General features: G+C 73.9%; 15 protein-coding genes. All 15 read left to right on the top strand.

The genetic code is table 11. From position 1 onward, the window contains the following. The first annotated feature begins 14 nt into the window (after nt 1-14). The 15 genes from LX15_RS33120 (at nt 15) to LX15_RS14210 (ending at nt 24,130) form a co-directional block, all read left to right on the top strand. Nucleotides 15-2,006, top strand: a complete 1,992-nt coding sequence (locus LX15_RS33120) for an ATP-binding protein (RefSeq protein ID WP_253670061.1) — start codon at nt 15-17, stop codon at nt 2,004-2,006. Continuing rightward, the gene (locus LX15_RS14275) at nt 1,997-2,299 is read left to right on the top strand and encodes a hypothetical protein (protein ID WP_253670060.1); all 303 of its coding nucleotides are present in this window, start codon (nt 1,997-1,999) and stop codon (nt 2,297-2,299) included. The genes LX15_RS33120 and LX15_RS14275 overlap by 10 nt, the downstream gene beginning before the upstream one ends. Beyond that, on the top strand, nt 2,296-8,520 hold the full coding sequence (locus tag LX15_RS14270) for an eCIS core domain-containing protein (RefSeq protein WP_253670127.1): 6,225 nt from the start codon (nt 2,296-2,298) through the stop codon (nt 8,518-8,520). Before LX15_RS14275 ends, LX15_RS14270 begins: the two co-directional genes overlap by 4 nt. Before the next feature lies 1 nt (nt 8,521). Then, entirely contained in the window at nt 8,522-9,130 is a 609-nt protein-coding gene (locus LX15_RS14265) for a HEAT repeat domain-containing protein (RefSeq protein WP_253670059.1), read from the top strand. 118 nt (nt 9,131-9,248) lie between these two features. Continuing rightward, nucleotides 9,249-9,524, top strand: coding sequence for a hypothetical protein (locus LX15_RS14260; protein ID WP_253670058.1), 276 nt, complete (start codon nt 9,249-9,251; stop codon nt 9,522-9,524). Beyond that, complete coding sequence (locus LX15_RS14255) at nt 9,521-10,156, top strand: hypothetical protein (RefSeq protein WP_253670057.1); 636 nt, start codon at nt 9,521-9,523, stop codon at nt 10,154-10,156. Before LX15_RS14260 ends, LX15_RS14255 begins: the two co-directional genes overlap by 4 nt. Before the next feature lie 62 nt (nt 10,157-10,218). After that, nucleotides 10,219-10,569, top strand: coding sequence for a LysM domain-containing protein (locus LX15_RS14250; protein ID WP_253670056.1), 351 nt, complete (start codon nt 10,219-10,221; stop codon nt 10,567-10,569). A gap of 3 nt (nt 10,570-10,572) precedes the next feature. Next, complete coding sequence (locus LX15_RS14245) at nt 10,573-11,703, top strand: hypothetical protein (protein ID WP_253670055.1); 1,131 nt, start codon at nt 10,573-10,575, stop codon at nt 11,701-11,703. A 104-nt stretch (nt 11,704-11,807) separates the two neighbouring features. Further along, complete coding sequence (locus LX15_RS14240; RefSeq protein WP_253670054.1) at nt 11,808-12,323, top strand: phage baseplate assembly protein V; 516 nt, start codon at nt 11,808-11,810, stop codon at nt 12,321-12,323. A 13-nt stretch (nt 12,324-12,336) separates the two neighbouring features. Then, nucleotides 12,337-12,669, top strand: a complete 333-nt coding sequence (locus tag LX15_RS14235) for a hypothetical protein (RefSeq protein ID WP_253670053.1) — start codon at nt 12,337-12,339, stop codon at nt 12,667-12,669. Next, complete coding sequence (locus LX15_RS14230) at nt 12,666-13,088, top strand: GPW/gp25 family protein (RefSeq protein WP_253670052.1); 423 nt, start codon at nt 12,666-12,668, stop codon at nt 13,086-13,088. Before LX15_RS14235 ends, LX15_RS14230 begins: the two co-directional genes overlap by 4 nt. Next, on the top strand, nt 13,088-16,555 hold the full coding sequence (locus LX15_RS14225; protein ID WP_253670051.1) for a putative baseplate assembly protein: 3,468 nt from the start codon (nt 13,088-13,090) through the stop codon (nt 16,553-16,555). The genes LX15_RS14230 and LX15_RS14225 overlap by 1 nt, the downstream gene beginning before the upstream one ends. Further along, nucleotides 16,552-20,409: a putative baseplate assembly protein gene (locus tag LX15_RS14220; protein WP_253670050.1), complete on the top strand. Its 3,858-nt coding sequence runs from the start codon at nt 16,552-16,554 to the stop codon at nt 20,407-20,409. Before LX15_RS14225 ends, LX15_RS14220 begins: the two co-directional genes overlap by 4 nt. Then, nucleotides 20,406-22,670, top strand: coding sequence for a hypothetical protein (locus tag LX15_RS14215; RefSeq protein ID WP_253670049.1), 2,265 nt, complete (start codon nt 20,406-20,408; stop codon nt 22,668-22,670). Before LX15_RS14220 ends, LX15_RS14215 begins: the two co-directional genes overlap by 4 nt. A gap of 11 nt (nt 22,671-22,681) precedes the next feature. Further along, complete coding sequence (locus LX15_RS14210) at nt 22,682-24,130, top strand: DUF6519 domain-containing protein (RefSeq protein WP_253670048.1); 1,449 nt, start codon at nt 22,682-22,684, stop codon at nt 24,128-24,130. Nucleotides 24,131-24,363 lie beyond the last annotated feature (233 nt).

The following is a 24,363-nucleotide window of genomic DNA, read 5'->3' as shown; positions in this document are numbered from 1 at the left end:
GGGGAGGGGGACAGGTGGGCAGGGGAGGCGCTCCGGGAGGCGAGGCGCACCAGCGCGCCCTCGCCGCCGCGGTCCGCGCCGTCCTCGCCCACGTGGACGCGCACGCGGGCCGGCGGGACTCCCCGGTCGAGGCTCCTCGGGTCCCGGAGACGAGCGCCCTCGGCACGTTGTGCTCCTGCTTCGGCCTCAGCCCGTTCGAGCGGGACGTGCTGGTGCTCGCGTGCGCGGCGGAGTTGGACTCCAGCGCGGGAGCGCGGTGCGCGGCGGCCAGCGGTGACCCGCGCCGCGACTACCCGACCTTCTCCCTGGCGCTGGCCGCCCTGCCCGACGCGCACTGGAGCGCCCTCACCCCCGTGGCCCCGCTGCGCCGGTGGCGGCTGGTGGAGCCCGCCGACGACGGCCCGCTCACCACGAGCAGGCTGCGCGTCGACGAGCGGGTGCTGCACTTCCTGGCTGGCGTGCCCTATGTGGACAGTCGACTGCACGGCCTGGTGACCAGGGTCGACCCGGTGCCGGACCTGCCCGCGTCCCACGGGCGGGCGGCCGAGGCGATCAGCACCGCCTGGCACGAGGTCGAGGGGCGTCCGCACGTTGAGCTGGTGGGCGGCGACCAGCACACGCGGTGGGAGGTGGCGGCGACGGCCGCGAGCGAGGCCGGGGCCGCGCTGTACGTGCTGCGGGCGGCCGACCTGCCGTCCGACCCGGCGGAGCGGGAGGCCACGGCCCGGCTGTGGGAGCGGGAGTCCCTGCTGCTCCCGGCGGTGCTGCTGGTGGAGGCGGGCGAGGCGTCCGCGTCCTCGACGCTCTCCGGCTCTGCATTGTCTACTGTGGACTGGCTGGCCGCGCTGGAGATGTTCGCGCACGCGCTCGCCGTGCCGTTGGTGCTCTCCAGCGACGAGCCGCTGCGCACGGAGCAGCGCCACCGGGTCCGCGTCGCGGTGGACACCCCGACCGAGGACGAGCAGCGCGCGTTGTGGGCCGCCGCGCTGCGCTCCGAGGAGTACACCCCCGACGACCAGGAGCTGGCACGGCTCGTCGCGCAGTTCTCCCTGCCGGCCCATGTGATCCGCGCAGCCGGGGCCACCGCCCGGCGCGCCGTGGTGGAGGGGGCCGCGACCGAGGAGGCCGTGGAGGATGGAGCGGACGGCGTCACGGATCTCGCGTGGCGGGCGGGCCTGCGTCAGGCCAGGGTGGCGCTCGACGAGCTGGGACGCCGGGTCGAGCCCCGCGCCCGGTGGGACGACCTCGTGGTGCCCGAGGCCCAACGGGCGATCCTCGCCGAGATCGTCGCCCAGGTGCGGCAGCGGGCCACGGTGTACCAGGACTGGGGCTTCGAGGCCGTGCTCCGCCGTGGCCTCGGGGTCACCGCGTTGTTCGCCGGCACCAGCGGCACCGGCAAGACGCTGGCCGCCGAGGTGCTGGCGGGGGAACTGGGCGTGGACCTGTTCGTCGTGGACCTCTCCCAGGTGGTCAGCAAGTACATCGGCGAGACCGAGAAGAACCTCCGCCGGGTCTTCGACGCGGCCGAACGCGGTGGCGCGCTGCTGTTGTTCGACGAGGCCGACGCGTTGTTCGGCCGCCGCAGCGAGATCAGGGACAGCCACGACCGGTACGCCAACATCGAGGTCAGCTACCTGCTGATGCGGATGGAGTCCTACCGGGGGCTGGCCATCCTCACCACCAACATGAAGAAGGCGCTCGACCCGGCCTTCCTGCGCCGCATCCGGTTCGTGGTCGACTTCCCGTTCCCCGGCCCTGCCGAGCGCGCCGAGATCTGGCGCAGGGTGATCCCGCCCTCCGCCCCGACCGACGGCGTGGACCTGGAGCGGCTCGCGCAGCTCACCGTGGCCGGCGGCAGCATCCGCAACATCGCGTTGTCCGCCGCGTTCCTCGCGGCCGACGAGGGCGTCCCGGTGGGGATGCGGCACTTCCTGGCGGCGTCCCGCACGGAGTACCTCAAGCTGGAGCGCTCCCTGACGCCGGGGGAGGTGGCGGGATGGGAGTGAACCCCGGCGACCGCCCCTCGGCCCCGAGCGTGCACGTGGAGATCGGCGAGCTGGTCCTCGACGGGTTTCCCGGGATGGACGCGGACCTCGTGGTGGGCGCGTTCGAGCGGGAACTGCGCCGCCTGGTCCGCGAGCGCGGCGTGGGGCGGGTTCCCGACGGGGAGTGGACCGTCGACCTGGTCTCCGGACTGCCCCCGTTGCCCACCACGTCCTCGCCTCGCCGGCTCGGCACGGCGCTGGCCAGATCCGTCTACAAAGGACTGACGCGGCGCGACGGGGGAGGTCGGCGATGACCAGGGCCCTGCCACGCCGGGCCGACGACCCCGGGCGGAAGAAGGAGAACCGGCGACAGGAGGGCGTGGGGCGGTCGTCCCGCACGCCGAGGGACCTGCGGGACCTGCTCGCCGCGCCGGGACACCCGGTCGACCCGGGGCTGCGCCGGGACATGGAGGCCGCGCTCGGGCACGACTTCGGCCGGGTCCGCGTCCACACCGACCAGGACGCGGCGGCCCTGGCCGACCTGGTCGGCGCGGACGCCGTCACCGTCGGGCAGGACATCTTCTTCGCGCGGGGAGCGTTCCAGCCGGGCACCGTCGCGGGACGTCGGTTGCTCGCACACGAGCTGCTGCACACCGTGCAGGTGCCCGACCCGTCCGGAGCGCTGGTCGCCGGACGCGAGGCCGGAGCGGTCAGCCTGCCCCAGGAAGCCGTCGAGCGGGAGGCCGAGCGGATCGCCGGAGCCGAGGACGGGCAGCGGACCGAACCCCGCGAACGCGCCAACTCGGCCGCCTGGCTCCGGTACGCCGCGGTGGACGCCGACCGGATGCGTACCGAGCACCTCGACCCGGCGACCCTGGTCGACCGGCTGGTGGCCGGGGTCCTGCGCAGCCTGCGGGGCGACCCCACCGACGCGTCGGGCCGCGTCCGCGCCCAGCTCGCCCGCTTCACCCCGGAACTGCGCCGATCGGTGGTGGAGCGGCTGGAGACCCGCCTGCCGTCGGGAGACCTGGCCCGTCTCCGCGCCCTGACGGCCGAGGCCGAGAGCGGGGCCGGTCCGCGTGAGGCGTCCCCCGTCGTCCCCGAACCCGTGACGGGCGTGGTCGAGTGGATCGAGAACCTCCGCCGCCAGGCGGAGGAGCGGCGTCACGCGGACACGGAGCAGGACGCGCGGGAACGCGAGGACGAGCGGGACCAGCGCACGGACGGCGCGGAGCCCCGGCCGGAGCCGGGACGGGAACCGGACGACCGGACGGAACCGGGCACCCAGGAGCCGGGCGCGGAGGAGCCCGGTTCCGGGGAGCCCGCTGAGGAGCCCGCGCCCGGCGAGGAACCCGGCCCGGACAAGGACGTCGAGGATCCGGACGCCGACAAGGACAAGGACGACAAGGACGACAAGGACGACGGCGAGGACGGCAAGGACGGCGAGGACAAGAAGAAGGACGAGGACGGCGACCAGGACGAGAAGGAGAAGGACAAGAAAGACAAGAAGGACGACAAGAAGGACGAAGACAAAGACAAGGACGAGGACGGGTGGTCGGAGGAGGAGCGGCGGGCCGAGGACGAGATCGCCGCGCAGCCCGTGGCACAGGCCCCGGGTGCCCTGGGCGCGCAACCCCCGCCCGGCCAGGGTCCACCTGCCGGCGCGACACCCGTGGTCGACGCGGGCACCGTCGAGCCCACGGCGGAAGTCGGGCGACCGGAGCGGGCCGAGGCGGTCGCCCAGGAGCCGGAAAGCCCGCTGGCGCACCACGGACTGCTCGACCGGCTCGGCGTGGAGGAACCGCCACGCGAGGAGGAGAAGCCGCTCGACCTGGAGCCGGGCGCGGACACCGAGGTGGACGTGCCGCCGGCCGAGCAGACCTCGGACGAGGAGCGTGACGGGGAACCGGCCTCGTCGGCGGGTCTCCGGCCCGAGGATCATCTCCCCGCGAGCGATCTCGACGTCTCCCGGGTCCCCACCGCCGACCAGATCGCGTTGCCGGCCAATGGGACACCACCGCGCCCGGCCGACGCGCCTTCTTTCCCCGCGCCGCCTCCGACGCCGGCGGAGCAGCGGGAGCGGGAGGAGCCCGCCGGTGAGGAGCCCGAACGGGAGCCCGAACCCGCACCCGAGGCTGAGGAGCCGTCTCCCCAGCCGGAACGGCCACCCGAACCCGCGCCGGAGGAGGACGTTCCCGCCGAACGGCCGGTGGACGAGGAGATCGGGCCGGAACCGGCGGGGCCAGCCGCTGATCCTGGGCCGCGAGGTGAGCCGGCGGAGCCACCGGCCTCGGCGAGGGACGGTGACGTCGCCACCGGACCAGCGGGCCAGGAGAGGGGACCAGGTCTTCCCGGAGCCCCCGGGACCGACGCGCCCGCGCGGCTTGGCGGTGGTGCTCCGGTCGGCGGTGGAAGCCCGCTCGGTGAACCAGAATCCGACGTGGCCTCGCCCGGCCTTGCCGGCACAGGTGGTCCTGCGGGAACGGAAGAGCAGGTCCCGGGTGCGCCGATGGGCTCGCCCGCGCCGGATGCGTCGCTGGAAGCGGGCGGCGGTGGCTGCGGCGGACCTCCCGAGCCGACGACGGAAGCCGTCCAGGAGGGCGGCGGTGCCGGAGGAGGCGGTGCCGTGGCCGCCGGCGGTGGTGCTCCGCCACCGGCCGAGCAGCGGCCGGCGGCCCCGGACCTCTCCGGGCAGGACCCACGAGCCGGCCTCGCCGCCGTCGGCCAGTTGCCGCCGGACCAGATGGTCCCTGCTTTATCCACTGTGGACAGTGCAGTGGGGCGGAGCGTCGGTGAGGAGCGCGGGGCCCTCCAGGGCGCGCCACCGACCATGGAGCGTCCCTCCGGCGCGCCCCGGACCCTCTCCGGTCCGCCCGAGGTCGCCCCACCCCCCGAAGCGCCCCAGGCGCGTCGGGAACGGGTCGGTGCCGAAGGAGGACGGGAGCAGCAGGTCGCCCGACCACACCAGGCGCCGGGCGCGAATCCCGCGCAGCGGGCCGCCAACCCGCACGTGGCGGGAGACCCGCAGGGCCGGGTCACCGACCGCGACATCCGGAACGTCCAGAACGCCGTCAACTCGGTTCCCACCACCGACCCCGCGCTGCACACCACGGTCGGGCCCGCGCCGAGACTCGAACTCTCCGGCGAGAGCGACCCCGCGCGCGGCGACGAACAGACGGCGCGAATGCGGGAGACCTCGCAGGAGATCCTGTCCTCTGGCCGGGAGGCGGCGGCACAGCCGCTTGGCGAGGACCAGATCTACCCCGACGTGCCAGGGGAGACCCTGACCGCCCAGGTCCCGACCTCGGCCGGCCCCTCGGGCGGCGCCGGACCCGGACCGGCCGCCGCCCCCGGCGCGGGAGCCGGCGGCGCGGCCGGCGCACCCGGCGGAGCTGACGCGGGCGTGGCCGTGGTCGCCCAACAGGAACGAGGGCCGCAGATCCAGGCCGCCGTCGGCCAGGGCCAGGTGCGGATGGCCGGCGAGCACGACACCCAACGGCAGGGCGCGGCGCAGGCGCGTGCCCAGCACGAGGCCGAGGTCGCCAGGACGGTCGCCGAGAAGGCCGAGGCGCAGACCGCGGAGCGGGGCCGGGTCGCCGAGGAGTCCCGTGCGCGCCGTGAGGAGTGGCGGACCGAACAGGACCGGGCGGTCGGCGAGGCGAACGACAAGGCCGGGGCCGAGCACACCCGCACGCGCGGCGACATCGAGCGCAAGCGCACCGAGACCGACCGCGAGAGCGAACGCCGGAAGCAGGAGGACAACGACCGCATCCGTCAGGAGCGGGAGAAGGCCGAGGAGAAGGCCCGCAAGGAGCGAGAGCGCAAGCAACGCGAGTCCGAGGGCATCCTCGGCTGGATCTCGTCCAAAGTGGAGCAGTTCTTCGACGCGCTCGTCGAGGCCGTCACCGCCGTCTTCGAGGCGGCGCGACGGGTCGTCACCGGCATCATCAACGGCTTCACCGAGTTCGTCACCCGGCTCATCGACGCCGCCCGCGACATCGTCGTCGGGCTGATCAACACCCTCGCCGACGCGTTGATCAAACTCTGCGACGGGCTGGCGGTCTTCTTCCCCGAACTGGCCGCGCGCATCCGACGCGGGATCGAGGAGGTACGGGACGCGGCGATCGCGACGGTCAACCGCATCGCCGACGACCTCAAGGCCGGTGTGACCGCCCTGCTCAACCTGCTCGCCGAGGGGCTGACCAGGCTGCTTGACGCGCTGGAGGCCGGCCTCAGGGCCGCCGTCGAGGTCGTGCGCTCCGCCGTGAACGCCGCGATCGAGTTCGCCAGGGCCGCGATCCAGCTCCTCGGGGAGTTCGCCGCCCTGGTCGCCGACATCGCCCCCGACCCCGGCGGCTGGCTGGGCAAACTCGGCGTGGCGGCCCGCGACGGCATCCGGGACCACCTGTGGGACGCGGTGAAGACCGCGGTCCGCCAGTGGTTCACCGACAAGGTCGAGCAGATCCTCGGGCTCGGCCGCGCGGTCATGGACGTCCTGATCCGCGGCTGCTTCTCGATGGCCCGCATCGGTCGCATGGTCTGGGAGGCCCTCGTCTCCGCGCTGCCCGGCATCCTGGTCTCGATCGTCATCGAGCGCCTGATCTCGCTGATCGTCCCGGCCGCCGGGGCCGTCCTCGCGATCGTGCAGGGCCTGGTCGCCGCCTGGGGGACGATCAGCCGGATCATCGCCGCGATCGGCGCGTTCATGGCGTTCCTGAAGGCCGTCCGCTCCGGCACGGCGGCCCCCCTGTTCGCGCAGGCCGTCGCCACCGGTGTGGTGGCGCTGCTGGACTTCGTCAGCAACTTCCTGATGACCCGGCTGGCCGCGGCGGCGAAGGGCGTCGGCCGCTCGCTGCGCGGCATCGCCCAGAAGATCATGCGTGGCCTGACGCGCGCCGGTCGTGGCGCACGCCGGGCGGCAGGCCAGACCGTCAATCGCGCCCGCCAGGGCTTACGCGCCGCCAGCCAGGCATTACGTCCCCCGCGCGCCCGCACCGGAGTCGGCGCCCGGCGTCGTCCCGGCACCCCGACGGCTGGCACGCGGGGCCGGGTCGCGGGACGCCGAGACACCACACGCCGGGTCGAACCAGCGCGCGCCACCGGACAACGCCCCGTGGCCGGGCGAGGCCGGCCCCGTCCCGCGCGCCCGAGTCGCCCCACCCGCCCGGCGAGCCCCCTCCGCCAGCGGTGGGACCAGATGCGCGGTGCTGTCCGAAGTGGACTCCGCAGGGTCCGCGCCGCCGGCCGCGCCCTCGGCCGCCGCCTCGCCAGCACCCGGATCGGCCGCGCCCTCACCAACGGCGCCCGCCGGCTCCGCGACGGCTACCGCCGCACGCGCGACCGCCTCCGCGACCGGCTCCGCCGCCGCCAGGCCCAACGCCGCCGCGACCACGAGCGGCAAAACTCCCCGGCCGCCAAGCAACGCCGCCTCGACCTCATCGTCGCCCGCATCCGCCCCCGCCTCCAACGCCTCCTCCGGATGGGGATTCGCGGCGTCCTGCTGCGGGCGACGCTGGCGGCGCTGCGCGCCTGGTACCGCCTCACCCGCCTGGAGATGGGGAGCGGGCGCGCCTTCGACATCCGCGCCTTCCTCAACCCGGGTTCGGAGGTCATCGCGGGTGTCACGGTCGACGTCGACCGCCTCCTGCTGTTCGTCCGCCAGGTGTCGGGAGAGATCGTCCGCTCCGGGATGCGACGACAGCGGCAGGTGCCCGCCCATCAACAGGTCGTGCAGCGGCCCCACCCCCAGACCGGGAGGCCCAACCAGGTCATCCCCGAGGGAACACCCGGTGGCCAGGTTCTCGCGCACTTCCGGTCGCTCCCGGCACTGGGACGCGGGAGGCAGGACGTCATCAGCTTCGAGCGGGCCGGCCAGGACCCGATCGAGGTGCGCCGCCGTCAACCGGCGCCGCCGCGCGGTGTCGTCCCGGAGTCCCGGAACCGCCTGGTGCTCATGCGCAGGCTGTTCCGGAAGCCCCGACAGACCCAGGAGAAGGCGTTGAACTACGAGGAGCTGCGACTCTTCGCGAGGCTGACCCGGCCAGGGCAGCAACAGGCGCTCGCCGTCGGAGCGATGGGCCTCCTGCGGGGCCAGGTGCCTCATGGCCGGTACGCCCAGGAGTCCGCGCAGCTCGCGACCTGGGTCGTCTTCCAGGAGTCCCACCGCAACGTCGCCGCCGCCGCGACCCACGCCATGGCCCTGGACCTGGTCCAGCGGCAGCGGATGTCGTTGCCGGAGGCGGTGCGGCGGCTCCCGATGGCTCCGCCAGGAGCCCAGCGCGCCGCGGACGACCTCCACGACTATCTGGTGCGGAGGGGGACGCTGACCGCGAAGGCGCAGACGCTCATGCGGGCGGAGGTAGAAATGATCAAACTGTGGGTGGAGAGTCTGCGCGACCTCCGAAGCCTGAACGAGGGCACCGCCGAGGAGCGGGAGCGCGCTCTGATGGCGCAGGTTCGGGAACGATTACACCGGATCTACGCCGTGCCGGCCGACTACGCGGCCACCCATCCACTGTCCGTGCTGAGCAGGTGAGATGAACACCAGTAGTGAGCTGTCCCGCCGCCTCGTCCTCCGGGAGTTCCCCGCCGACGACGAGGTGGGCGCCTACGCCGAAGCCCGGGGCTGGCGGTACCTCGGTCGCACCGAGCAGACCGAGGGCGAGAGCTTCGGCGAGACCATCGTGGAGATGACCTGGGAGGTGGAACCGGATGTCGTCCTGCTCTACGTCGAGGACGGGTTGACGTGGAACTGCTTCGTGCAGGTCGAGGCGGGCGATCCGGAACGGGCCGAGCACCTGCTGTCCGGTATGGCCCGCGATCTCGACGTCATCCCTCTGGAGGAACTGCTCTCGGCCGTCGAGCGGGAGCGGGACCCCGACGAGCTGGCGCGTGCCGTCAACCGGCTCACCCTCGGCGCGCCGCCCGAGCCCGACGACCGGGTGGTGGCACGCGTGGCGGACGTCCTCCGGCACCCGGAACCGGACGTGCGTCGGCTCGCGATCTGGGCGATGCTGCACACCCCCTGGCCCCAGTACCGGCCGCTCCTGCGCCACGTCCTCGCCACGGACGAGGACCAGGCGGTCCGCGAGACGGCTGAGGACATGCTCGCGACGTACGACGAGGCGGGGGTGGGGGAGCCGTGACGGGACACGCGGACCCGGGGAAGCAGGCCGCCCGGGAGATGTGGGTGCACCCGACGACTGGGCGGCCACGGCCGGACCAGACGCTCATGGTCCGCCAGCGTGTCGGTGTGGTGGGGCCATGAGCAGCGGCTGCCTTTCGCGCCTGGCGGTTGAGACCGTCGTCGTTGGCCAGAAAGGTGAGACGGATGTCAGCAGCGAAAGAATCCGCCGGCTTCTCCTCCGCGATCTTCCTGCGACGAACCGGGTGACTGCCTGTGCCGAGGATCCGTGGCTGTCCCGACTCCACCGGTTCGAGATCACCGACGACCTGGACCGCTGGCATCCGCTTCCCCTGGAAGAGGAGTGCGGACCTGCCGTGCGCGTGTCCAGGGAGTCTCGGAGGGGGCGGACGTGACGAGGTATGCGGATCTGCGGAAGCCGGTGCGGGCGGGGATCGTCATCGTGGACCCGGAGCGGGGGACGCCGCAGCGGGTCATCGTGCTCCAGTTCAACCCGGACACGCTGGAGCGGTCGCTGGCCCCGCAGGCCGCCGGCGCGGACCAGGGTGACCGGACCGAGGCGCTGCGGCTCAAGGGCCCGGCGGTGGAGACGTGGAAGTTCGTCGCCGAGATCGACGCGACCGACCAGCTCGACGTCCCCGCCCCCGACGGCATCCACCCGCAGCTCGCGGACCTGGAGATGCTGGTCCACCCGACCAGCGGCCGGCTGCGGGCGAACCAGGCGCTGGCCGCGGCGGGAACGCTGGAGATCACGCCGATCGAGAGCCCGCTGACGCTGTTCGTGTGGGGAGCCCGGCGCGTCATGCCGGTGCGGCTCACCGAGCTGACCGTCACCGAGGAGGCGTTCGACGCCGACCTCAACCCCATCCGGGCCTCCGTGGGCGTGGGACTGCGGGTGTTGTCCGTCAACGACCTGCCGGCCGGGCACCGGGGATCCGAGCTGTACCTCGCCCACCTGTCCCAGAAGGAGCGGTACGTCCGGTCGTCGGCCGGGCGGCTGGAGTCGTTGGGCCTGCGCGGCCTCTAGCGGCGTCTACCGACGCCGAGGGGCGCCGAGGGGCGCCGAGGGGCGTCAGGAAGGAAGAACCGATGACCGTGAACCCGTTGGACGCCCTGCCCACGCCGTCGTCGTACCCGCGCACCAGCCGCTACCACGACGTGGCGCCCTCGGTGCACGTGACGCCGGACGGTCGTCGGATTCCTTATGTGGGCCGCCGTCTGTTACCCGACCCCGGCGAGTTCACCGCGATCGCCGACCACGTCGTCAGCGAGGGCGAACGGCCGGAACTGGTGGCGGATCGGCACTTCGGCGATGCCGGGCAGTGGTGGCGGATCGCCGACGCCAACGGGGTGCTGCACCCCCGCGAGCTGACCGAGGTTCCCGGCCGTCGGCTGCGCGTCACGTTGCCGGCGGGCGTGCCGGCCCCGGCGGAGGGGTAGCACATGGCCGACCTGGCGCCGATCCACCTCACCCTGCTGATGGGACCGCGCATTCCCGCGCCCGTGCCCAGACCGGTCACCGACGCGTTGCTGTCCGCGCAGGTGACGGTGACGGCGGGGCAGCGCAGCGGGTTCCAGCTCTCCTTCGACCTGTCGACCAGGGGCCTGATCCGCACCACGTTGTTACCAGCGGGGTTCTTCGACCCGCCGACGCGCGTGGTCCTGGTGGTGACGGTACGCGGAACCCCCACGGTGCTCATGGACGGGATCTGCGTCCGGCAGGAGGTCGGCGTCAGCAACCAGCCCGGTCAGTCCACCCTCACGGTCACCGGCGAGGACCTGACCGTGTTGATGGACCTGGAGGAGCGGGAGGGCGTGCCGTTCCCCGCGATGCCGCCGGCCGCGCGGGTGTCCGCGATCATCGCGCGGTACGCGGGCTACGGCATCACCCCGCTGGTGATCCCCGAGCTGTTCCCGCAGGCCCCGATGCCGACCCAGCGCATCGAGTTCCAGAAGGGCACGGACCTCGGGTACCTGACCGAGCTGGCCAAGGCCAACGGCTACGTCTTCTACCTCGACCCCGGCCCCGCGCCGGGGGTGAGCCGGGGCTACTGGGGGCCGGAGGTGCGGCTCGGGGTTCCCCAGCCGGCGCTCACGGTCAACGCCGATGGTCTGTCCACAGTGGACCAAATGACGTTCGGGCTCGACGGGTCGGCGCGCGAGGAGCCGATGGCCAGGGTGCAGATCCCGGCGACCAGGGTGGCCGCCCCGCTGCCCGTCCCCGAGGTGAGCGTCCTGCGCCCGCCGTTGACCGTCCGCCCCGCGCCCGCGTTGCGGAAGAAGGTCGTCGCCGACACCGCCAAGAAGGACACGCCGCAGGCGCTGGCCCAGACCCTGGCCATGGCGGCCGAGTCGGCGGACGCGGTCTCCGGGTCGGGCCAGCTTGACGTGGTCCGCTACGGGCACGTGCTCCGCCCGCGCGAGCTGGTGGGCGTGCGCGGGGCCGGCATCGCCTACGACGGCCTCTACTACGTCAAGAGCGTCACCCACAACCTCCAGCGCGGTTCCTACACCCAGAACTTCACCCTCGCCCGCGAGGGCCTGATCCCGCTGCACCCGACCGTCCGCCCCTGAGCCCGCCCGCGCCCTGAATCCGCCCGCCCTTGAATCCGCCCGCCGCTGAGTGAGCCGCCCGACGAGCCGACCCACCGACCCACCCGACGAGCCGGAGGAAGCCGATGAGCCCAGAACCCAACCGGTACCTCGGCAAGTACCGGGGCACGGTCGTGACCAATGTGGACCCGATGCGGCTGGCCCGCATCCAGGCCCAGGTGCCCGACGTGCTGGGCAACACCCCGTCCTCGTGGGCGATGCCGTGCCTCCCCGTCGCCGGGCCGGGCATGGGCCAGTACGTCGTGCCGCCGGTGGGCGCGGGGGTGTGGATCGAGTTCGAGCAGGGCGACGTGAACTACCCGATCTGGAGCGGCTGCTGGTACGGCTCGGCCGCCGAGGTGCCGCCCCTGGCGCACACCGGGCCGCCGCAGTCGCCGAACATCGTGCTCCAGACGACGGGACAGCACACCGTCGTGCTGTCCGACCAGCCGGGCGGCATGGGCATCACCCTGAAGACCGCCTCCGGCGCGATGTTGTCCGTCAGCGACAAGGGAATCGTCATCACCACCGGCCAGGGCGCGTCCATCTCGCTGGTCGGCGGGACCGTCACCGTCAACCAGGGCGCGCTGGTCGTGACCTGAGGGGGGAGAAGCAGTGCCCGGAAACCTCCTGCACGTCAACGCCACGGTGACCTGCCCCCACGGCGGGCAGGTCACGGTCTCGCCGTCCCAGTCCCGCGTGCTCGTCGGCGGACAGCCGGTGGCCACGCTGGCCGACGTCCACGCGGTCACGGGATGCGGCTTCACCGTCGGCTCCAAGCCGCAGCCCTGCGTCACCGTGCGCTGGGTGACTCCCTCCGGCCGGATCAGGGTCAACGGGTCGCCCGCGATCCTGGACGGCTCGGTCGGGCTGTGCCAGAGCGCGGAGCGGATCCCGCAGGGAGCCCCGCACGTCGTGGTGGTCCAACAACGGGCGGTGGGCCAGTGAGCGGGCGCTCCACGCGACGGCGGGTGGACCCCGCGCCGGCCAGGACCGGGCCGGGACGCACCGACCTGGCCTTCCCGTTCCGCGTGGACAGCAGGGGCCGCACCGCCGAGGTCGGGTACGACGACCACGTCCGCGACATGATCGAGCAGTTGCTGTTCACCAGCCCGGGGGAACGCGTCATGCGCCCGGACTTCGGTTGCGGCCTGCTCGACCTGGTGTTCGCGCCCACCAGCCCGGAGTTCGCCTCCGCGCTCCAGCTCTCGGTCCAGGCCAGCCTCCAGCGGTGGCTCGGCGACGTCATCGAGATCGCGTCGCTGGAGGTGGTCAGCGAGGACACCGTGGTCCGGGTCCACCTCGGCTACGTCGTCCTGCCCACCGGGACCCGCCGCGACGACGTGTTCGAGAGGAGGGGAGTGTGATGACGACCAGCGATCCGACCGACCGGGCCGGGGTGGAGTGCGGGGTCGACCGACGCCGGGCTCGGGTGCGGGCGCGGAACCGCAACGGCATCGACAGCGTGGAGGTCGGCGACGACGGCCTGACGCTCACCCTGACCTTCCTGGGCAAGGCGCCGAAGCAACTCCAGCCGGCCAACATCCGGATCGACGGCGGACGTCGCGTCCGTGGCCTCACCGCCGTCGACGTGCGCGTGGAGAGCCACGACGAACCCGACGTCGACGACCGCGCGCACGTCACCCTCGACCGGCGGGGTGACACCTCCACCTACGAGCTGAGCGTCGTCAGGCCGGACGCCTACGGTCGACCGGGGACGGAGCCGTACCCGGGATTCGACCTCCGGTACCACCGCGCGCGGTTCGACTTCCGGGGCTCGTGTCCGTCCGATGTGGACTGTAAGGCCGCGGCGCAGTGCCCTCCGGAGGTCCGGCCGGCCCCCGCCGTGAACTACACGGCCAGGGACTACGAGAGCCTGCGACGCCTGCTGCTGGACCGGCTCATGCTCACCGTGCCGGAGTGGGTCGAGCGACACGCGCCCGACCTCGGCGTCACGCTGGTCGAGGTGCTCGCCTACGTCGGCGACCAGCTCAGCTACTACCAGGACGCGGTGGCCACCGAGGCGTATCTGGACACCGCCCGTCGTCGGGTCTCGGTGCGGCGGCACGCGCGCCTGGTCGACTACGCCATGCACGACGGCTGCAACGCGCGGGCCTTCGTGGCTCTGGAGACGTCCAGGGACCTCACGTTGACGGCGGACGACTTCCGGTTCGCGGCGATCGACGTCAGCCACCTCGACCCGGTCCAGCGCCCGAGGCTCGGGCCGGCGCTCTCCGACGAGGAGCTGGAGGACCTGCCTCCCGGCACGGCGTTGGAGGTCTTCGAGCCCCTGGTCCGCGCTGACCTGACGCTCCGTCGCGCGCACAACGAGATCCGCCTGTGGACGTGGGGTGACGCGGAGTGCTGCCTCCCCCGGGGGTCGACCTCGGCGACCCTGCGCGACGAGTGGGTCCGGCAGACCGCCGACGTCCGCACCTCAGCCAGTCCGCGACGCCAGGAGCACGACGAAGCCAACGGCGACCCAATCGAAGCGCCCGAAGCGACTGAGGCGATCGGTGAGGCCGGCGAGGCCGGCGCGACGGCCGAGGCCGAGGCCGAGGACGCGCCGACGAGCGCCCGCACCCACCGGCGTCGTGCCCTCCGACTCGTCCCCGGCGACCTGCTGGTGTTCGAGGAGGTGCGCGGGCCACGCACCGGATCGCCCGCCGACGCCGACCCCCGGCACCGCCAGGCGGTCCGGCTCACCTCGGTCACGCCGGCCGTCGACGAGCTGTACGACCAGCCGGTCCTGGAGGTCACCTGGGACGTCGAGGACGCCCTGACCTTCGACCTCTGCCTGTCGGCGCGCGGCGGACCCGACTGCTGCCTCATCGAGGACGTCAGCGTGGCGCGGGGCAACGTGGTGCTCGTCGACCACGGCCGCGACCTCACCGCGTGCGGGGGAGCGCCGGAGGAGATCACCGTCCCGCCGGCCCCGGTCACCCCGCCCGACTGCGCGCCGCCGGCGTTTGGCTGCGCCGACCGACGGGAGGACGACCCGGCCGTGGCGCTCGTCCAGTCGCTCATCCGGGACACTGACGAACGCGTCGCGCTGACACCCGACGACGTCAGGGAGCTGAACGACGTCCTGGGCGAGCCGGCCGTCGCGCGAGCCGGCATCACGATCACGCTCGAACCGGGCCAGGAGAACCGGGAGGTGGTCGTCCCCTCCCTCACCGCCGACCAGAACGCCGCGCTCCGCGCGCTGTTGGCCCAGGTCACGTATCCGCCGCTGCGGCGGCCGTTCCGCCCGGTGCTGCGGCACGCGCCGGTGACGCAGCGGGTCCCCTTCCCGCTGCCCGAGCACGTGGCCGCCGCCCAGGCCCGGCTCCTGGACGCGGTTCCCGGTCGGGTCCGCGCGCGACTGGAGGAGCTGTGGCGGCAGGTCCGGGCTGGCCGGCCGCTCACACCGGCCCAACTCGCCGAACTGACGGTCCTGTTCGGCGAGAAGACCCTCGCCGGCCTCGACGTCACGGGCCGGCCGGTCGAGGCGCTGCGTGAGCTGCTCGCCCGGCGCGCCGAACTGCTGGGCGGCAAGATCCAACGCCTCGCCGTGCTGGCAGCCAGGGCGAGCGCCGGCACCGTGCTGGATGACGGCGTCGTCTGGGAGATCGCGCAGAGCTGGGGCGACACCTACGCCACCGGCCTGCGCCCTACCTCGCCCGTGCTCACCGGGTCCGCTCGCGCCGCCGTGACGACCGACCCGCGTCAGGCGTTGCCCGCCGTCGTGGTCCTGGCTCCGGACGACCGGTTCGTGGCCGTCTCGAAAGACACTGTGGACGCTGCCGACCCTGCCGACCCTGTGTCCACTGTGGAGCGTCAGGTGGAGTGGACGCCCCGCAGGGACCTGCTGTCCAGCGGCCCCCGGGACCGGCACTTCGTCGGCGAGCTGGAGGAGGGGGCCGACGGCGTCGGCCGGCTCGCGTTGCGGTTCGGCGACGGGCGCCACGGCGCGCGCCCACCGGCGGGCGCGACGCTGGAGGTCGCGTACCGGGTCGGCAACGGCGTCGCCGGCAACGTCGGAGCCGAGGCCATCGCCCATCTCGTCCTCTGCTGTGCCGCGCCGGCGCTCCGCGAGGCGTCAGGGGAGGGGGACGACACCAGGAGCGGGGGAGTCACCCGCGTCCGGAACCCGATCGCGGCGACCGGCGGGGTCGAGCCGGAGTCGATGAACGAGGTCCGCCAGCTCGCCCCGCTGGCCCCGCGCCGCCGGCTCCTGCGCGCCGTCACCGCGGCCGACTACGCCGAGCTGGCGGCCCGCGTGGCCGGTGTCCGGCGGGCGGCGGCCGAGATCCGCTGGACGGGAGTGGGCCGTGAGGTCCGCGTGGCCGTCGTCCCCACGACCGACCCTCTATCCACTGTGGACAGAAGTGCCCAGCCGACACCCGCCCTCCTGGATGCGGTGGCGCGGGAGCTGGACCGGTACCGCCGGATCGGCCACGACGTCGCCGTCCGGCCGGCCCGACTGGTGCCCCTCGACGTGGAGCTGACGCTCTGCGTCGCACCCGGGTACCAGCGCGGGCACGTGCTCGCGGCGGTCCGCGCCGTCCTCGGCTCCGGCGTCCTCCCCGACGGCCGGCCCGGCCTGTTCCACCCCGACCTGCTCGGCTTCGGCGAGCCGGTCAGGGCCAGCCGGCTGGTCGCGGCGGCGGCCGCCGTGCCCGGCGTCGTCTCGGCCAGGGTCACCCGGCTGCGCCGGCGGTTCGGCCTGGACCGGGGCGAGCTGGCCGACGGCCTGCTCCGGCTCGGGCCGCTGGAGATCGCCCAACTGGACAACGACCCCGACCGGCCGGAGAACGGCCGGCTGTCCCTCATGATCGGAGGCGGCCGATGACCCGCCGCGGGTGCCAGTGCTGCCGGGGAACCGACCTGCGCACGCCGGTCGAGGTGGTGAACCCGCCGGCCCTGTCGGCGGTCGCCCACCGCGTCGGCACGTACGCGGACTTCCTCGACTCGATGCGGGCACGGCTGTCCAGCCCCGCCCACCCGGCGCTGCGCGACCTCACCGCGCGCACGCCGGACGACCCCGCGGTCGGCCTGCTCGACGCGGGCGCCGTCCTGGCCGACCTCCTCACCTTCATCACCGAGCGGATCGCCAACGAGGGCTACCTCCGCACGGCGGTGGAGGAACGCTCCCTGGTCCTGCTGGGCCGGCTCGTCGGGCACCAGCCGCGGCCCGGCGTCGCCGCGGGCACCTACCTCGCCTACACCGTCGACGCCGACCCCCGGCAGGGCGAGGACTTCTCGGTCCGCGTTCCCCGGGGTTCCCGGACGCAGAGCGTGCCGGGTCCCGGGCAGGAGCCGCAGGTCTTCGAGACCGCCGACGACCTGGTGGCGCGGGCGGCGTGGAACGAGCTGAAGGTCCGGCGGCGCCGCCCCTATCAGCTCACCCTCCGGCAGTTCCGCCGCAGGCCCGCCGTGCACGTGGCCGGGGTCGCGACCAACCTCCGGCCCGGTGACCGGCTGCTGTTCGTCTTCGGCAGCGAGCCCGGGCGGCAGGAGCTGGTCGTGGTGCCGGGCGTCGAGCTGGACCGGGACAACGACGTCACCGTGGTCGGCCTGCCCCGCCCCGCGCTGTCCACCCTCGACCTGCTCCGCACGAAGCTGACCGACCTGCTCGAACCGCTGGTCGACCCGGACCACCGGCCGGACGAGGTCCGGCGCAGCGCCATCCTGAACCGGTTCGTCGACGACGTGCTGGTGCCCCTGTGGCATCGCCGGCCGACCCTGGACACCCCGACGAAGTACGTGGCGGCGGTGGGGGAGGCGCTCGAACGGCTCGACGAGACCCTCTCCCTCGCCCAGCACTACCGGAACGTGCGGGAATGGCTGGAGAAGCGCGCCGCCGAGCTGTCCGACCTCCGTGCCCAGGCCCGGCGGCTGGAGCCCCCGCAGCCGCCGGAACAGCGTCCGACGCCTCCGCTCGACGGGCCCCTCCACGCGGCGCTCGGTCTGGGCTCCCTGGCCGCCCACTCGGATGAGCCGGGCGGAGAGGCCGACCCGGACCAGGACGGAGCAAACCCGGACGGAGCAAACCCGGACGGCGACCAGGACGCGAACGGCGACCGTCCACCCACACCATCCACATTAGACAGTCGCGCCGCCGTGCTCGGGCTCGGCGCCCTGCTCGGCGCGCTCAGGACCGCGCCCGGCCGCCCTCCCGGCAGCGCCAGGGACCTGGCCAGGGACCCCGCGACGGCGTTCTCCCCCGGCTCCGACCTCGGCGCCCAACTGCTCGCCGCGCTCGACCCCCGCCTGCGCGACGGGCTCTACGCCGCGTGGCGGCGCGTCGACCTCACCCGGCCGCTGGCGCTCCAGGAACTCCTCGCCATGCGGGCCGTCGCCACCCCGTTCGGCGCCACCGCGCCGCTGCGCGCCGTCCCGAGGCCCGGCGGCGGGGTGGACCACGAGGAGTGGGAGCTGGACGCGGCGCTCAACCTGTCGGTGAAGGTGCTCTACGGCGACGAGGGGCCGACGCGCGTCGAGCTGACGTTCCACCTGGAGGCCAACGCCTGGCGGGAGGTCGTCGACGACCTCGACGAGCCGGGCGAGGTCGACTTCGGCCCCGGCAGCGTCCGGTACGGCCTCGACGCCGACACCGGCGAGCTGTCGCTGGCCTTCGAGAAGCACCTGCCGCGCCGCCGCGTCCTGCTCGGGAAACCGGACGCGGACAAGAAGATCCGGCTGACCCTGCCCGACGACGGCCCCTGGCGGGAGGACCTCCCCGAGGAGTACCAGCTCTCCCGCTGGCACCACGACCGCGTGGAGGACCGGTGGGTCCTCATCACGGTGCGGCGCGCCAAGGCCGCCGGCAGGGAGCCGGCCTTCGTCGAGCTGACCTTCGCCACCCGCTCCCTGGTCCCCGCCACCGTGCTCACCCTCGACGCCGTCTATGACGGGGTCGGCGTCGGGAGCTGGGTGGTCGTGGAGCGCCCGCGCAAGGCCGGCCAGCTCCCCGGCGACGTCTCGCTCGCCCTGGTCACCGCCAGGGTCACCGACGTGCGCACCGTCGCCAAACAGGCCTTCGGCATGAGCGGCAAGGTCACCGAGCTGGTGCTGGACCGGCCGTGGCTCGACCGCAGGGACACCCGGCTCTCCCAGATCAGGGACACCACGATCTACCTGAAGGGCGACCCGCTGACGCTGGCCACCGAGCCGGTGACCGAGGACGTGTGGGGGTCGGAGATCGAACTGGCCGACCTGCACGACGGCCTCGCGCCCGGTCGCTGGCTGATCGTGACCGGCGAGCGCGCGGACGTCCCCGGCAGCCCGGCCGGCGTGCGCGGCACGGAGCTGACGATGATCGCCGGGGTGCGGCAGGCCGTCGACCCGGAGCGCCCGGGGGACACCGTCCACACCACGATCGTCCTGGCCAACGACCTCGCCTACCGCTACCGCCGCGAGACCGTGACGATCCACGGCAACGTCGTCCGCGCCACGAACGGCGCGACCAGGGAGGAGCCGATCGGCAGCGGCGACGCCGGCCGGCCTGGCCAGTCCTTCGCGCTCCGCCAGGGACCGCTGACCTGGCTCCCCGCCGACACCCCGCTCGGCGCGGCGAGCACGTTGGAGGTGCGGGTGGACGGCGTGCGCTGGCACGAGGTCGACGGCCTGGCCGGCCGAGGCCCCGACGAGCACGTCTACGTCACCGGCCCGGCCGACGGGGCCACCACCAGGGTCACCTTCGGCGACGGCCAGCACGGCGCGCGCCTGCCCACCGGCGTGGAGAACGTGCGCGCCCGCTACCGCGTCGGCCTCGGCAGGGCCGGCAACGTCGCGGCCGGGCAGATCACGCAGGTCACCACCCGGCCCCTCGGCGTCTCCGGCGTCACCAACCCGCTCCCGGCCACCGGCGGGGCCGACCGCGACGACGCCGGCCAGCTCCGCCGCACCATCCCCCTGCGGGTCAGCGCGTTGGACCGGCTCGTGTCGGTGCCCGACTACGCCGACTTCGCCCGGTCCCGCGCCGGCATCGGCCGCGCCGGCGCGCGTCAGGTGTTCGACGGCGAACGGGAGATCGTGCACGTCACCGTCGCCGGGGTGGACGACGTCCCGCTCGCCCCGGACTCCGAGGTCGTCACGACCCTGCGCCGTGCCCTGGTGGCGCACGGCGACGCCCAGCTCCCGGTGGTGGTCGCGGTGCGGGAGATCGTCCTGCTGGTCGTGGTGGCGACGATCCGGGTTCATCCGGACCACTCCTGGCAGGTGGTGGAGCCGGCCGTGCGGGCGGCGCTGCTGGAGTGGCTCGGCTTCCGCGGCCGCGAACTCGGCCAGCCGGCCCACCTCTCCGAGGTGCTGGCCACCGCGCAGTCCGTGCCCGGGGTGGACGCGGTGGACGTCGACGTGTTCACCGGGGTGCCCGGCGGCCTCACGCCGCTCGGCCTGCTCCGGCTCGCCGAACGCCTGACCACGCCCGAACCCGTGGTCCCCGCCCGCGTGGCGGAGTTCGCGGAGGAGCGCTACACCGTCGACCCACCCCGGGGCGCGGACACCGAGACGCTGACGGCCGTCGCCGCCAAACACGGCATCACCGTCGCGGAACTGGTGCGGCTCAACCCCGACATCACCGACGCCACCCCGCTCCCGCGCGGCCGGTCGGTCGTGGTGTTCCGGGGCGTCCGACCAGCCCAGCTCGTCGTGCTGTCCCCGGCCGTGCCGGACACGTTGATCCTCAAGGAGGCCCGGTGAGCGACCACCCGACCCCGGCCGGCCCCGACCCCGACCCCGACCTGGTGTTCTCCCTGTTGCCGCAGTACCACCGGCAACGCGACGCCGAGTCGGGAGGGGCGCTGCGCGCCCTGCTGGCGGTGCTCGCCGAGCAGCTCAACCTGGTCGAGGACGACATCGCGCGGCTCTACGACAACTGGTTCGTGGAGACCTGCCAGGACTGGGCCGTGCCCTACGTCGGCGACCTCGTGGGGTACCGGACCCTGCGCGGCTACGAGGAGGCGGTCGCCCACGGCGGTGAGGCCTCGCGCGGACTGGCCGCCCGGCTCGCGCCCCGCCGCGATGTCGCCGACACCGTGACCAACCGGCGTCGCAAGGGAACCCTGCCGCTGCTGGAGAACCTGGCCCGTACGGTCGCGGACTGGCCGGCCAGGGCGGTGGAGTTCCACCGGCTGCTCGCCGCCACCCAACCGGTCCGGCTCCTGCCGGCCGACGAGGCCTCGCTGACCAGGAGGGCCGGCATGACGCGGGCCCGGTACGTGGACCTACGAGGAGGAGCGGACCTCGACCTGCTCGACTCGCCCTTCGACGGGGCCGCGCACCTTCCCACCGCCGCGAGGATCAACGGGGCACGACGACGCGGCCGGCACGGGCCACCCTCGGTCGGCGTGTTCGTGTGGCGGCTGTTGCCGCACTCCGTCACCCGTGCCCCCGCCTACTGCGTCGACCGCGCCCGCAACCTCTACACCTTCTCGATCCTCGGCAACGACGTCCCGCTCGTGACCAGGCCGGTGCCCGAGCCCACGGCCACCCACATCGCCGACGTCGAGCACGTTCCCGCCTTCATCCGCCGCAGGGCGCTGGCCGACCGCCTGGCCGACTACTACGGACCGGGCAAGAGCATCGAGATCTGGCGGGACGGCGAGCAGCGCCCCGTGCCGCTGCGGGACATCGTCGTCGCCGACCTCGACGACTGGCGGTACCGCCCGCGCGGGAACCAGGTCGCCGTGGACCCGGTGCTCGGCCGTCTCGCGTTCAGCTCCCGCTCCGCGCCCCGACACGGCGTGTGGGTGACCTACCACCACGCCTTCAGCGCGGACATGGGAGGAGGGGAGTACACCAGGGACCGCGCGACCCGGCGGGACGCCGCCGTCTACCGGGTCGGCCCCGACCAGCCGCACGAGCGGATCACCCAGGCCTACCAGCGGTGGCGCGCGGACCAGCGCGAGGGACGCGCGGGCGACGAGGCGGTCATCGAGATCACCCACAGCGGCGCCTACCAGGAGCAGATCGAGTTCGTGCTCGCGCAGGGGGAGCACCTGGAGGTGCGGGCCGCCGAGGGCGCGCGCCCCGTGATCCGCCTGCTGGACTGGTACAGCAACCGCCCCGACGCCCTGAACATCCGGGGTGTCCACAGTGACCGTCCACAGAAGACGGATGAGGGGTGCCGTCCCGAGCGGGCCGGCCAGGTCGTGCTCGACGGCCTGCTGATCACCGGCCGCGGCGTGAACGTCTGTGGCCCGCTCAGCCAGGTCGTCCTCCGCCACTGCACCCTGGTGCCCGGCTGGTCCCTCGAAGCCCGCTGCGCGCCCCTGCGCCCCGAGGAGCCGAGCCTGATCCTGGAGGACACCTCCGCGTGCGTCCAGATCGAGCACAGCATCCTCGGCACCATCCTGGTGATCTCCGACGAGGTCCGCGCCGACCCCATCCCGATCCACGTCGCCGACAGCGTCCTGGACGCCACCGGCCCGGACAGGGAGGCGCTGTCCGGCCCCGACTGCCGACATGCCCACGCGGAGCTGACCATCCTCCGCAGCACCGTCCTGGGCGAGGTGCACACCCACGCCGTCCGCCTCGGCGAGAACAGCCTCTTCACCGGGCTCCTCCACGTCGCGCGCCGGGGCGTCGGCTGCCTCCGGTTCTGCGCCGTGCCGTCGCGGTCCCGCACACCCCGCCGCTACCGCTGCCAACCCGACGGCGTGCTCGCGGACCTGCGTGAGCGGGCCGCGCGTGGAGAACTGGACCCGGCGGCCCTGCCGGAGCTGCTGAAGGTGGCCGAGCAGCGCGTGCGTCCCCGGTTCACCAGCACCCGCTACGGCACTCCCGGCTACGCGCAGCTCGCCGACGGGACCGCGCCCGAGATCGCCAGGGGCGCCGAGGACGGCGCGGAGCTGGGCGCGTTCCACGACCTGTACCAGCCCCAGCGCGAGGACAACCTGCGTGCTCGGCTCGACGAGTTCCTACCCGCCGGCATGGATGCCGGGATCGTCCACGTCTCGTGAGGAGAGGTTGCATGCACGGCGATTTCTCGCGCCTGGTGTTCCGGCCGGACAGGCACTTCTCGGCGGTGCTCGCCCAGCAGGGCAGGGTCCAGCTCGACTCCGACGCCAACGAGCAGGCGCTGCTGCACCTGCACCTGACCCGCACCCTCGCCCGCGACCTCGTCGGGCCGCACGGCGGACCCCGGGGAGCGGCCGGGTTCGGGCTGCGCTACCAGGCCAAGGGCCGCGAGCCCGCGAACCTGGAGATCTCCCCGGGTCGGTACTACGTGGACGGGATCCTCCTCGACGCCACCCGGCCCGTCCCCGGGTCACCGGTCCCGGACGGCCAGTCCCAGGACGACCGGTCCCAGGGCGACCCGGGGGAGCCGACCGCGCCCGCCTCGGCCCCGGCCGCCGTTCCGGCCCCGAGGGGATGGACCTACTGGGACCAGCCGGACGCCTACCGGGACCGTGAGAACGACCTCGACCACCTGCCCGACCCGCCCTTCCTGGCCTACCTCCGGGTTTGGGAGACGCTGGTCACCGCCGTGCAGGACCCGGCGATCCGCGAGTCGGCGCTCGGCGTGACCCTGCCCGACACCACCGTGCGCGCCAGGGTCGCGTGGCAGGTGCTCCCACTGTCCACCAAGGACGGATTCGACCCCGGCCGCGAGGTGAACCCGGACCAGCTCCGCGCGGCGTTCGACCGGTGGGTCGCCGGCGCCCGGCCGACGGCCCAACTGGCCGCGCGGACCGACGAGCCCCCGTCGAGCGAGGAACCCTGCCTGGTCGCCCCCGAGTCCCGATACCGGGGGCCGGAGAACCAGCTCTACCGGGTCGAGGTGCACCGGGGCGGACGGGTGGGCGACCAACGGCCGCCCACGTTCACGTGGTCGCGGGAGAACGGCAGCGTCGTCTTCGGCGTCCGGTCGGTCGCCGGCGCGTGGGTCACGCTGACCACCCTCGGCCGGGACGGGAAGCTCGGGCTGGACGTGGGGGACTGGGTCGAGGTCCTGGACGACGCCTCGGCCGCGCGCGGCGTCGCCTCGCCCCTGCTGCGCGTGGAGGACGTCGACACCGAGGCGAGCCGGGTGCGACTGTCCGGCGAACCCCCGGCGGGGGTGGGTCGCACGGCCGCGCGGCACCCCTTCCTGCGTCGATGGGACCACCAGGCCACCGGGGTGCGCGGAGCCCCGCAGGCCGACGAGGGCGCGCTGCGCGTCCAGGAAGGATCGTGGATCGATCTGGAGGACGGCGTTCAGGTGTGGTTCGCGAAGGGCGGCAGCTACCGCACCGGCGACTACTGGCTGATTCCCGCGCGCACGCTCACCGGCGAGGTGGAGTGGCCGAGGGACGCGCGGGGCAGGGCGCTGCTCCAGGACCCGCACGGCGTGCGGATCCATTACGCGCCCCTGGCCTGGGTCCGGGGACCGGACCAGGTGGACGACCTCCGGCGGCAGTTCCCGCCCCTGGCCACCTGATCACCGTCCGAGTGCCGGGGCGGGCCGAACTGGTCGAACCTGTCGAACCAGTCGAACCTGCCGAACCGGTCGAACCGGTCGGCCCCTGACGAGTTCCGTCGCCACCGACGTCGTGTTCCGGTCCAAAGAGGACATCCAAAGAGGACACCCAAAGAGGACGGAGTGCCCACGGTCGTCGTTCCTGGCGAGGAACGTGAGGCCGCGTGGTGGGCGCGCGCGGGGTGATCCCCGCG

This window comes from Streptoalloteichus tenebrarius (genome assembly GCF_024171885.1).
GTDB lineage: Bacteria > Actinomycetota > Actinomycetes > Mycobacteriales > Pseudonocardiaceae > Streptoalloteichus > Streptoalloteichus tenebrarius.
The sequence above is the reverse complement of the archived record's forward strand: the minus strand, read 5'-3'. Positions and strand labels throughout refer to the sequence as shown.